This window comes from Mesorhizobium intechi (assembly GCF_002879535.1).
In the GTDB taxonomy this organism is placed as follows: Bacteria; Pseudomonadota; Alphaproteobacteria; order Rhizobiales; family Rhizobiaceae; genus Mesorhizobium; species Mesorhizobium intechi.
The window spans coordinates 1-11,209 of sequence record NZ_PNOT02000173.1 but is presented as its reverse complement, the minus strand read 5'-3'; the positions used below and the strand labels follow the sequence as shown (position 1 = coordinate 11,209).

Sequence of the window (11,209 nt, the reverse complement as noted above, 5' to 3'; positions counted from 1 at the left end):
GCGTCGGGCTGACGCCGCAGAATGTGCGCACCATCAGCTGGCTGCCAAGCACCTGCGCCTACCGGCTGGTAGCCGAAGGCCACGATCTCTATTGGTGGCACCGGCTGGTGTCGGGCAATGCCGAGACCGTTCACGAGGCCGGCATTTCGATGCGCGGCCGGGTCAAGGCGAGCGAGACGGATCTGGCCGAGCCTGAAGATTATTTTGATTATATGCTCGACGACGAGCCTTGAGGTCCGCCTCGGCACGGCTCCCGATAACGGACACGGGCGGAATCCCCTTTTGGCGCGCGTTGTTCGAAACCTGGCGACGGTTCCCTTTCCCGCCACATGAACCGCAGATGAACGCCGGGTTCGTAAACAGTTCAGGCAGGCTGGCGCATCCTCCCATCATCGCTTTCAAGCGGACGGGCACAAGCCCGCAACAAGGAGAGAAGACCATGTTCAACAAGGTGAAAACGGCAGCCCTCTCGGCCCTGCTCGGCCTCGGCGCGCTGACGGCCGTTCCTGCCCATGCCGACAGCCTCTATCTTGGCTTCGGCAACAACCAGGATCCGCGCTTCGGCGTCTACGCCGGCGACGACGGCTATCGGCATCGCCGCGATGAGCGCCGTGACGACTGGCGCGGTGACGATTGGCGCCGCGACGGCTGGCGCCGCGGCTGTTCGCCGGATCGCGCCCTCGACAAGGCGGAGCGCATGGGCCTCTACCGAGCCCGTATCGTCGACGTCAACCGCCGCGTGGTCAAGGTCATGGGCCGCCAGGACGGCGACCGCGTGGTCATCGTGTTCGCCAACCAACGCGGTTGCCCGGTTATCTATCGCTGAGGCATCGTCTTCTTCGAAGATGAGCCTGGAGACATGACCCCCATGGGGTCGGTCTGGACTAGCGGAGCCTCCGTCCCATCGGGCGGGTGCGGCTCGGAAAAACCCCGCGGGAGCGACCCCGCGGGGTTTTTTCATGCAGGCGCGGGCGGCCAATCCATGGCTGGGCGAAGAGCCCGGCCATGGATTGTCGAAGCTGGCTACTTCAGTTCGAAGGTGACGGTCACCTGGACGTTATAGGCGTTCTCGCCGGCCTGCACCGGCGCGGCGCCTGCCGCGGCGTCGAATGCCTTGGCGTTGATCGGCATCGGTGCCGGCCTGATGTTCTGATCCGTGATCTCGAGCACCTTGCCGAGGCTGACGCCCGCCGCCGCGGCAAGCGTCTTGGCCTTGGCCATGGCGTCGGCCACCGCTTTCTTGCGCGCCTCGGTGACGGTGGCCGCCGGATCGTCATTGGTGAAGGCGATGCCGCCGCCCTGGTTGACGCCGAGCGAAACAGCCTTGTCGAGGATCTCGCCCGTCTTGTCGATGTCGCGCACGCGCACCGAAAGCGTGTTGGTCACCTGGTAGGCGACAAGTTCGCCTTCCTGGCTGCCATCGGGTTTGTTGGTGTAGTTGTAGCGCGGGTTGATCTGGATGCCGGCCGTCTGCAGGTCGCGATCCTTGATGCCCGCCGCCTTCATCGCCGCGATCACGGCGGCCATGGCGTCGTTGTTGGCGTCGAGTGCGGCCCGCGCCGTCTTGGCTTCGCGCATCACGCTGAGCGACAGCAATGCGAGGTCGGGAGGAGTGGTCGCTTCGCCTTCACCCGAAACAATGATGCGGGCGGGCGTCGGCGAATCGGCGGCTCCAGCCATCGCCGGAAAAGCGATTGCAGCGGCGAGCGCGAGGGGCAAAAGATGCTTGGTCATGAAAATCTCCTTGGTCTGCGATCCAGTCGCACAGGTCGCGTAGAGCGCGATTATGGGTTGATTTGGGCGTTCCGCGAAAGCCGGTCGGGAAAGCCTTGTGCCGGAAAGCAAAAAACATTAATCCAGCCCGCGTGGGGCCTGTAGCTCAATGGTTAGAGCCGGCGGCTCATAACCGCTTGGTTGGGGGTTCGAGTCCCTCCGGGCCCACCAACATTGTCAAATCGCTACGTGTCGGTCAGGCGCGAGAAAAGCAGCACCTGCTACCACATCGTGTCTTGCACGAAGGTGAAAGAAGAAACCGGCCGCGTCGTTCATCAGATCGACGCGCGTTTTTTGATGCCGAACAGGATCTTGTCCTGACCCCACACCAGATAGATTTGCGACATAGATCGCGCCAAGTTCCGAGCCCATGGCCTGCTCATGATTGGCCCGCGATCGTGAGTCCCTGCGTTTCAAAGCGGTATCCGCCCAGATGGACACCCCAGCGGGCTGGGGACCTCATTTCGTCACCACGACAATCCCGCGGGTCTTATTCGAGCCGCTGTCGATTGTGTTGATCGCCTTGTAGAGATCGGCGAGGGTCATCCACACGGGCGGATATTTGTATTTGGCGACATCCAGCACCAGGGCGCGATCCGTCTCGGCGTCATAGGCTCCAATCGGCGAGACATGGCCAGCGCCGTTCTGGCCGATGGCCTGGCGTGTATAGTTGACGATCAGCCGCTTGTTCGGATCGGCAAGCGTATCCTTGATCAGCTGCCGGAGTTTGGACACGTCGATGGTGTCGGCGTGATGGAACTCAGCCTTGACGCCGAGATTGATGAGAAAAGCGTTGATCTGCTCCAGCACCAGGCCGTCCTCTTCAACCATGGCATAGGACTTTATCTTCTGGTTTTCGGGGGTGAACACGAGATCCTGCGTGAACAGGCCCCACGGATAGAGGCGTGGCGGCGACGGGCGTTTTATTTCCAGGCTGTTGAGAACGGCGGCAATGGTGGCCGGGCCGCAGAAGGTAAGGATTTGCTCTGTTTCAAGATAGGTGGCGAGCTTGAAGTAAGCCGATTTTTCGTCAGCCTCGTCGAACAGTTTTTCGCCGGCGGGTTCGGTTATGTAGATAAGCTGGTCGGCACGGGCCATGGGCGAGGCCAAACTCAGCGCCGCGAGTACCAAAAGGATTTTCGTCCTCATTGCTGTGCTCCAACCCAATCGGCCAAAGCCTTGATGTCGGCGTCGGCGGCATCCTTTGACGATTTCATGCGTGGCCGCCGTCGCGGTGGGCGCGAACTGCATCGGCAAGATGGAGGCTGCCGTCCGACAACTCGGAACCGGCGAGGGCCAGTGCCGCTCGGTCAGAAGATAACGGCGCGAAACAAATGCCCGAAAGGGCATGTGCTGTCTCCATCAAACATTCGTGGCAAAGATGCACATGCCATCCTTGCCACGTCAAGTTGTGTCTGCGCTCGGCGTCAGGTTGAAATCCGGGTAGCTTCGCTACAGGCGCTTTGCCTCGAAACCGAGTTTTGGGGGGTCATAACCTTAAACTGTCGATTGAAGCTTGGGCCGATGCAACTGGCTCTGTATTGGTTCCGACCGGGCCGTCGCGGCGGTCTGTTCTGCCTTAGCGATCTTGCCAAACTTGCCCTGTGTCTTCACGTCCGCGTCCTCCTGCTAAATTCGTTCGCAATGCTCGCTCTACTGGCATTCCTTCCGGGAATCGCGTCCTGTCGCTAGCGCCCGCCAACGACGACGTGCGGCTTGCGAGCCAAGGTCGGCCATCCTTCGCGTGCACGACTGCGAGGCCAACGCAATTCTCCCGCCCATCATCGATGCGCCAGCTGCAAACGGGACCATCATATCGGAATACGAAGTCCAGTCCGCGAAGCCGATCAAATTCGTCAGCGAGGAAACGGCAAAAGCAATGGAGGCCATGACCATTTCAATGCTATTCAAACCGCCCTCTTTGAGTTGCCGAATCCAACTATTTCCGAGCGATTGTAGACAAGTCGATGTCGATCCGAGAAAGTTAGGGTATCGTCCTTAGACACTGGCTTCTGATACTGTCTTCCGTTGTGCCATTTCGATCATGGGGGATAAACTATGCAGCAATCATTCGGAATGGCTTCTTTTATTTACACGCTTATTCCTGTTGGCGCCGCAATTCTTGGCGCCGCAATTGCTGCTTATCGCCGCCCCGGACCCGCGCTTGTCAGCGCGATTCAGCATTTCGCTGCCGGCGTCGTCTTCGCCGCCGCGGCAGGTGAGATTCTCCCGGGCTTGAAGCAGGAAGGATCAGCCGTACCGGTCGCCATCGGCGGCGCCGTGGGTGTGGCCGTCATGCTACTGCTGAAGAACCTAGAGCAGAGGAGCAAGGGACCGATCGGCTTCCTGACGATCGTCGGAGCTGACATACTCGTCGATGGTCTGGTGCTTGGTCTCGGTTTTGTGGCCGGCGCCAAGGTCGGGTTGCTGCTGACGATCGCACTCACAATCGAAGTGCTCTTTCTCGGGTTGACTGTAGCGGTCGAACTCGGCGAGTCCGTCAAAACTCCCATCCGGGTCGTCGCGGTTACCGCCGTGCTGGTCCTTTTGCTGCCGCTCGGTGCAGTTGCCGCGGTCCCGATTTCGACACTTCCCGGCGCGTATCTGACCGGCTTCTTTGCCTTCGGTCTGGTCGCGCTTCTATATTTGGTGACGGAAGAACTCCTCGTCGAGGCTCACGAGACCCCAGACCGGCCCTGGGTCACGGCTATGTTTTTCGTTGGTTTCCTGCTTCTGCTTTTGCTTGAGAGCACAATGGAATGATCCTGCTTTCAAATCCCGAAACGGCGGAGTTGGGGCACTCCCGATGGGGTCGTCGGTATGTTCGTGCCCGGCAGGATGACCGAAGGCTCCAGGAGAGCTATGGATGGTCCGATGCGAATGCGGCTTGAGCTGCGCCAATGACCGAATGGGCCGAAAGCAAGGCTACATCACTATCGATGGGGGACACGGAAGTCAGAAATCCTACCTCTGCTCTTCTGCCCGGGAGCTCGAGTTGACATTGTCCATATTGAGGTCGGCGCGGAAGCTTTGACCATCGACGGCAATCAAGCTGATAACGGCATTTGGCGCTGCAGCAGGAAGCGAATGCTCAAGTGGCAATCGTATTTCTGCCTTTGCACCCATGCGGGCAATCAGTCCGTGCGGCCCAGGAACGATCTGATTATATGCGTATTCGTTCTCGATGTGATCCGGCGGCAGGCTTGCGAGCTCTGCCGCGTCCCAATGGGCGAGAATCTTTCCGGAACCGTCCTGGACCGCCGCTTCCACTATAAAGGCTGGAGCTTCGGGTGTGCCAGCATCGAGGTAGGCGTGAAGGCTGACAAAGTTTCCGCTCACCCTCGCGTTTTCCACGCTGAAGTGGGTTACCGATGGGCTTACTGGACCAGGATGAAAAGATGTCAACACAGCGCCGCGATAGTGACTGTAGAGCCCGACCACAAAGGTTGTGGCGAGAAAGAAGCCTAGCAGCGCGAGCTTCTGGAACGTACCTTCTGAAAGCGGCAAAGGAAGGCTTCCGCCCGTCCATCGGAACCAGCGATGCGTGGCCAGATGCGGACGGCGCCTGAGCAGCAAATTATCAAGCGAATAGGCGCCGCTGCCGTTAAGCATCAGGGTGCAGGCCATGGCGATGTTGCATGCGGCCATCGTCCATCCCTCGAGACATACAGCACCTATCCATCCGAACATCACCATCAAGGCGATTGAGAAGCCGAGAGACGCGCACGCGGCGGCGCGCGTCATAAAGCCCGCGATGAGCATCATCCCCGCGAGCAACTCGGCAGCACTGAACACGATGATCGTCGCATAGAGAAGATCGAAGTGTTTGAGCATGAAGGAGATGGCTTGATCGGTTCCAAAAAGCGCACCGGGCATCGCATCCTGTAATTTGTTCGCCATCCAATTATGCGCGCTCGGGTCGAGTTTTTCCGGATCGTAAATGAAGCGGCGCGAGCCCCCGCCCCAATATATGAAACCGTGCACGACCCGCACGGTGAGCAAGCCCAACGCTGCGCCTCGCCAATGGGCGTCATCCAATGCGCCGACAACAGGACTCTCTCGCGCCGCACGGTTCATTGTCGCTAACGTGCCCGCGTCTGTCATATCCCACTTCCTCTAAAATCGTTCCTTCCTTCGTCTTACTATTCTCAAACGTCACGATGGACGAGACGTCTCCCTGAAATGCGGATGGTTTTCTCTGACGACCTCTCCGCGATATTCGATCGGCGACATCCCGTAACGACGCTTGAACGCCTTGCCGAAAGTTGAGAGATCGGAATATCCGCAATCGAATGCAATCTGCCCAACCGGTCGCCCAGGGTGTGTCTCGATCAAGGCGCGTGCACGCGTAAGCCGAACTTCCCGCAAGAGACCGGCAACAAACATGGATCGATCGGCGAACAGTCGATAGAGACGCGCGCGTGAGCACCCTATGGCTGTTGCAATGCGAGCGGCAGTCAGATCGTGGCGTGAAGCATGCGCCTCGATGTAGCGCCTCGCTGCGGCGAACAGATATTCGTCGAGTTCGTTCTTCCGATCTTCGCCGTGTGCAAGGCGTGAGAGCATGGCGATCGCGAGAGAGGCCATCGAGTGCATCGCGGCCGCAGCGTCCGCTTTGTCCAGTTGGGTGCCATGGCGTGACATGGCGTCGAGATGAGCAAGCAGGATTGGCGTCAAACCGCTTTTTGGTAACTTGACAACAGCTGTGTCGCGCAACACCGGCCTGGGGCCAAGCACACTCATTATCAGCGAGCGAGGAAGCGCAAGCTGCGCGAGTTCGTACCGAGTGGACGAGGTCACAAAGCGGCGGTCACAATCCAACAGGATCAGCCCGCTGTTGCTATCAAGCACCGTTGTGCGCTCATCGTCATAGCTGACCTCGAAGATCCCCGAGCGTACGCACCCGACAAGCACCAGGCCGCTCTCGCGCTTGCCGAAGCCGCATATCAGCGGGTCGCCGCGGATATGAATGAAGGACGTTCCGTCACTGTCCGTGCATCGAAGCAACTCGCTACGGAAATCGGCTCCGGTATCGTTTGCAGGCCGGGATATCATGCAGGATGTGAACTGCTCTTGCCAGAAATCCAGGCGGTCCGCTACCGGCACCGAATTCGTGGTCAGATTCGCGAGCGATGTGGGTGCTGATTTCACTGCTCCTCCGCCCGTACTGCATTTAGCCAAAACGGAAGCATCGCAGCAGGTTATAGAGAAAGGCGAATAAAGCCTCCGCCGATAACGCTGCAACCTGAGATAGATAATTTTGGCTAAGGCGGCGTTAAGGTGAGAAGCAACTTACAAACGGAAGTTTAGTAAAAAATTCTCCGTGAAAGTAACGGCGTCTAAACCACGTCTTTTCGTTGCAAGCCGGTCCATGCCGTGGAGATAAAACGTCCAGTTCCATGAGACAAACTGACTAACGGTGTCAGTCCTGGCGTGACAGTCTCCCGACCGCAGACCAGCGGCAGGAGACAAGGATGAGCGGGTTAAACGAGTTGAGCGGCTACGATCTTGTCTACGCGGTCAGCCAGAAGACGATCAATAACCAATTGGAGCTGCTATCGGCTCTCTCGGTTTTGCCAACCACTTGGAAGGCCGCAGACCCTGACGGATTCTGGTCTATCGACGTTTCTGTCGGAACCCCAACCGTCAACGCAGTGACAGGCAACGCCGGCGCAAGAGCGCTCAACGTCATCTTCCCATTTACCGGAGGAACGATGACCTATTCGAGCCTCGGCCGTGATGCAAACGGCAAGCCTGCCGTCACCAGCAAAACGATCCAGATGAAGGGCTGGGGGCTGAAAGTCACGGTCAATTTGAGCCTTGCGGAAATCGCCCAGGCAGACATCGCGGCACACAAGCTCATTCCCGATGCGGTCAAGCGGCAACTGAAGGCCTTCACCGTCGACATGTACGACATTCGTCATCTGTTTCTCAATTTCGAGGACGCGGATTTGATTATGGACAGCTACGAGTTCGTTCCGGCCGCTGGTGTAAGGAACGCCGACCTCGTCTCGCCCAACGTGATCACTCAACTGCGCGCCGTGGTGCAGTGCGTGATCGAGACGCTGCGAGGATCAAACAATCCCTTCATCTTCGGCTACATGGCAACGGACAAGAAAGTACCGCCGAAGGACGCCATGTTCGCGCCGACCGGATCCAGCTACTCAATCTATGCCGAAGGCTCGGATCCCGGCCGGAGTAGCCTAAACTTCCTGTCGCAAACGGAAGGGCGAGATGTTCCTTCCGACGCCAAGTCGGGGCTCTTCGACAGCAACTGGATCAGTTCTGATCAGGTCCAAGGCGCCTATGTGATCGCCGAGCGCCTCGTCATGGAATTACTGGTGCCCCCGGTTGCAAAATTGTTCGGGTTCCAGCCACAGGATTTCAAGCAATCGAACAATACCGTCACCGCGCATAAATCAGGAAAGTCTGATAAATCCACGACGATCACCTTCACGCCGGTTGCCGGCAAGCCCCAATATTCCTGTCAAATCCGCATCGCGTTCAAGGTCGATGCGAAAGATATGGCCGGAAGTTATATTGGATATGCAGACGTCGAGATGTTCTGGAACGCGGATTTTATTTTTGGCTTCGACGGGGCCAATAATCTGACGCTCAACCTCGGCAACAGCAAGACAAGCAACAACATTCATAAGCATCCGAACTCACTTGGTACATTCGAGCAAGTGATCTCCATGATCGCCGACACAGCAATGTCGGCGATTTCAGACAACAAAGTTAACGGCATTTTCCACAACATGGAGAGCAAGGCGTGGCCTAAGGGCATCGCGGCGCCACTCGAAGCCAGCGGGTTGAACCTGAAGTCGCGCATTATCCTCGCGGCAGGTTCCGAGTTCTTCTTCAAGGACATCGCCACGACGCCACAGGGCCACCTCAAGATGACGACCACGATCAAGAACTGAGGCGGCCACCGTTAACCGGCAAGACGCAGTTCCAAAAACCTTCGCGGCAATCCCAGTCTCTGCAGGAGAGATCGATGATCAATGTCAGCCTCCGTTCTGAAATCATGAAAGACTATGTACCGGGAAGCGAGCTGTCCGGCGACCGGGATATAGCCGCGGCGATGCAGAAGGACGGCACGTTGCTGCTTTTCTCGGTCGGGGTCGACGACCATGTCTACATGCTTATCAAGGCGCCCGGCTCGAGCACGGGATGGGAAAGAACTGATCTCAGCGCGGATCTGCCGACAGGTCTCCGCACCTTGCATCTATGTGCGGCACAAGCAATTGACGGCTCGCCAATCCTGGCAATCGCGACCTCGCCGCAGTCGGGTGCCGAGTGCGCAGTCTACGTCGCGACGGATTTCACGCCCGCGAGAAAGCCGGGCCGCTGGGCCCCGCGCGGCTCGCGCGCCGGAATCGAAATCACCGCGATGACGACCGGTTCGACTGCTGACGGACATCCGGTCGTCGTCGTGGCCACGGTTGATGGACAGCGACAACTGTCCACCTTCTTCCTTCATCCCGACCCAACGGGAAAGGAAACAGTCTGGAAGGAGGTTCCGCTGCCGCTCAACGGCGACCGCGTCATCGACATGGCGATCGGACACAACGCCAAACTCGAGACTAGAATTCCGGGGCTGGAAGGATTGATCTATACGCTGCTTCACGTCGACGACGTCACCACACGCGTGATTGTGACCTCGTTTCCCGATTTCAGCATCTACAACCATGTCATGCCGGTCACCATCAATCCCGGCGCTCTTGCAGCGATTGGTCTGCCTTCGGGCGACACCCAGCTCTTCCTCGGCGCCGACAGCCTTTACGGGCTGAACGCCGAGCAGCAGATAACGCAAGACGCAGCGGACGTATCGGAAGCGGCGACGAAAATAGTGTCGATGGGTGCCGACGCCTCCCCGCGGGCGATGAGTGCCGGGCGCCATCCCGACGGTAGGCTGGAAATCTGGTGGCTGAACAGCACAGGCATCCTGTCATTTGTGGAAGAAAAGCCTGCCGGCGGCTGGGGCCAGCCCATCGGCCTGCAGAAGCAGGTTGGGGAAATGACGGCGTGGCGCAACCCGGCGAGCGGCGAGATCGATCTCTTCACCGTAGATCAGGACCATTCCCTCATGCATCTGTCGCAGGATCAGACGACGACCCTGTGGTCGGCACGGTCGATACTACTGCCGGTCGGGCCGGCCGATCTGACCAAGACCACGGAGTGCAATAGCTATACGACGCAGGTCACGCTGAGCGATGCGGACGGGACGCCCTTGGCCAATCAGACCGTCAAGATTTCGGCCTCGTCGCTCAGCCTCGTTGCCGTTGACGGGTCCCATTTCTTCGTCGACCAATCCGGCCAGTCAGCCACGATCCAGACCAACGCCCTCGGCATGTTTAGCATCGCGACTGTGGCAAAGGGGCTTACGACTCCGAAAATCCGGCTTGCCGGCGATTTCATGAAGGAGGCGATCGACTTCGACCCGAAAGCCGCGGTGGCAAACCGTCTCAAATCGGTCAACGCTGACGATCTACGCGGAGCGACCGTTACCCGCGGAGGGGCCAAAGTGCCGCTGATACCGGCTCGCCAATCCGGCCAGCTTTCGGACGCGGCACAAGCCCTGCGCCAACTCGTCAAGGTACAATCGCGTCTTGCGCAGCCTGGGAAGGCTGACGACGTGACCGTGGATGTCGGCGGCGCTGGTCCGCAATCATACGACATCCGGCCGACCTCCAGTACCGTCACAACGCCGCTCGATGTTTCGCATTTGCCAAATGGTGTTGTGCTCAAGCTTCCTGTCGGCGCTGTCCCGGCGGCCCGACTTGCTGCTCCGCAAGGTCTTTTCGATCCGATCGAACACGCCTTCGGCGACGCCTGGAATGCCGTAACAAGCGGCTTGATGGAAGTGGCGAACATCATCATCGAGAAAGTTGATGACGGTCTGCGGATCATCATCAACGGATTGAAGACAGCGTTTTCAGCGGTGCTGAAATTTGCCGAGCAGGTTTGGGATATCGTCGAGTGGGTTTTCAAACAGATCGGCGCGGCGATCGAGGAGATCATCGAGTGGCTGCGCTTTCTGTTCGAATGGGGTGATATCCTCAATACGCATGTCGTGATGCGGAAAATGGGACAACTCGCGTTCCTGCAACTGGAAACAACCGCATCCACTGCTGCGACCGATGCCGCGGCGGCGCTCGAAGCGTTAAAGGCGAAGATTGCCGATCAAAGACCCAAATTGCCGGCGGATGGTATCTCGCAACTGACAGTGGCCGCAGCGATCCGGACGTGCAAAAATCAAACGCAAGCGCGCGACCCCCAAACGAGTTGGATCGTCAGTAAGCTCAACCGGCACACGCTCGGTCGAGCGAACGCTCGAGATTCGGACTTCTCGCCAGACTCTATTGCGAGTGTTCTCAAAGGGTTGGGAGAAAATGAAATAAAAGAAATACAATCAGTTTATAGCGATATAAGT

Annotated in this window: 10 protein-coding genes and 1 tRNA gene; 6 read left to right on the top strand and 5 right to left on the bottom strand. The window is 58.5% G+C overall.

Going from position 1 to position 11,209, the window contains the following annotated elements:
• Together C1D09_RS14890 and C1D09_RS14885 are read left to right on the top strand one after the other, a co-directional pair.
• The coding region (locus tag C1D09_RS14890) for a CxxCxxCC domain-containing protein (RefSeq protein ID WP_484177373.1) at positions 1 to 233 on the top strand (233 nt) is incomplete at its 5' end.
• A gap of 206 nt (positions 234 to 439) precedes the next feature.
• The gene (locus tag C1D09_RS14885; protein WP_143975034.1) at positions 440 to 826 is read left to right on the top strand and encodes a hypothetical protein; all 387 of its coding nucleotides are present in this window, start codon (positions 440 to 442) and stop codon (positions 824 to 826) included.
• A gap of 197 nt (positions 827 to 1,023) precedes the next feature.
• Here C1D09_RS14885 and C1D09_RS14880 read toward each other — a convergent pair whose 3' ends face one another.
• Positions 1,024 to 1,734, bottom strand: coding sequence for an SIMPL domain-containing protein (locus C1D09_RS14880; protein ID WP_143975033.1), 711 nt, complete (start codon positions 1,732 to 1,734; stop codon positions 1,024 to 1,026).
• Positions 1,735 to 1,868: 134 nt separating this feature from the next.
• On the opposite strand from C1D09_RS14880, the gene C1D09_RS14875 reads away from it, so the two are divergent.
• A tRNA-Ile gene (locus tag C1D09_RS14875) sits at positions 1,869 to 1,944 on the top strand.
• 6 nt (positions 1,945 to 1,950) lie between these two features.
• On the opposite strand, the gene C1D09_RS14870 is transcribed toward C1D09_RS14875, so the two are convergent.
• Together C1D09_RS14870 and C1D09_RS14865 are read right to left on the bottom strand one after the other, a co-directional pair.
• Positions 1,951 to 2,145 (bottom strand): hypothetical protein, encoded by a 195-nt coding sequence (locus C1D09_RS14870; RefSeq protein ID WP_143975032.1) that lies wholly within the window; start codon positions 2,143 to 2,145, stop codon positions 1,951 to 1,953.
• Between the two features lie 87 nt (positions 2,146 to 2,232).
• Complete coding sequence (locus tag C1D09_RS14865) at positions 2,233 to 3,123, bottom strand: phytochelatin synthase family protein (protein WP_208760387.1); 891 nt, start codon at positions 3,121 to 3,123, stop codon at positions 2,233 to 2,235.
• A gap of 726 nt (positions 3,124 to 3,849) precedes the next feature.
• On the opposite strand from C1D09_RS14865, the gene C1D09_RS14860 reads away from it, so the two are divergent.
• A complete protein-coding gene (locus C1D09_RS14860; protein ID WP_143975036.1) occupies positions 3,850 to 4,536 on the top strand; it encodes a ZIP family metal transporter in 687 nt (228 codons plus the stop codon).
• A gap of 201 nt (positions 4,537 to 4,737) precedes the next feature.
• Here C1D09_RS14860 and C1D09_RS14855 read toward each other — a convergent pair whose 3' ends face one another.
• Both C1D09_RS14855 and C1D09_RS14850 read right to left on the bottom strand, forming a co-directional pair.
• Positions 4,738 to 5,877: a TQO small subunit DoxD gene (locus C1D09_RS14855; RefSeq protein WP_208760386.1), complete on the bottom strand. Its 1,140-nt coding sequence runs from the start codon at positions 5,875 to 5,877 to the stop codon at positions 4,738 to 4,740.
• A gap of 51 nt (positions 5,878 to 5,928) precedes the next feature.
• Positions 5,929 to 6,924 (bottom strand): AraC family transcriptional regulator, encoded by a 996-nt coding sequence (locus C1D09_RS14850; protein WP_143975031.1) that lies wholly within the window; start codon positions 6,922 to 6,924, stop codon positions 5,929 to 5,931.
• Between the two features lie 323 nt (positions 6,925 to 7,247).
• Between C1D09_RS14850 and C1D09_RS14845 the strand changes: the two genes are divergently transcribed.
• Positions 7,248 to 8,696, top strand: a complete 1,449-nt coding sequence (locus C1D09_RS14845; protein WP_143975030.1) for a hypothetical protein — start codon at positions 7,248 to 7,250, stop codon at positions 8,694 to 8,696.
• A gap of 74 nt (positions 8,697 to 8,770) precedes the next feature.
• The coding region (locus C1D09_RS14840) for a hypothetical protein (RefSeq protein ID WP_143975029.1) at positions 8,771 to 11,209 on the top strand (2,439 nt) is incomplete at its 3' end.

Excerpts from the sequence above, each read along its gene's own strand:
- C1D09_RS14885 (WP_143975034.1), top strand. The coding sequence starts at position 440 with ATGTTCAACAAGGTGAAAACGGCAGCCCTCTCGGCCCTGCTCGGCCTC.
- C1D09_RS14880 (WP_143975033.1), bottom strand. The coding sequence starts at position 1,734 with ATGACCAAGCATCTTTTGCCCCTCGCGCTCGCCGCTGCAATCGCTTTT.
- C1D09_RS14870 (WP_143975032.1), bottom strand. The coding sequence starts at position 2,145 with ATGGGCTCGGAACTTGGCGCGATCTATGTCGCAAATCTATCTGGTGTG.
- C1D09_RS14865 (WP_208760387.1), bottom strand. The coding sequence starts at position 3,123 with ATGCCCTTTCGGGCATTTGTTTCGCGCCGTTATCTTCTGACCGAGCGG.
- C1D09_RS14860 (WP_143975036.1), top strand. The coding sequence starts at position 3,850 with ATGGCTTCTTTTATTTACACGCTTATTCCTGTTGGCGCCGCAATTCTT.
- C1D09_RS14855 (WP_208760386.1), bottom strand. The coding sequence starts at position 5,877 with ATGACAGACGCGGGCACGTTAGCGACAATGAACCGTGCGGCGCGAGAG.
- C1D09_RS14845 (WP_143975030.1), top strand. The coding sequence starts at position 7,248 with ATGAGCGGGTTAAACGAGTTGAGCGGCTACGATCTTGTCTACGCGGTC.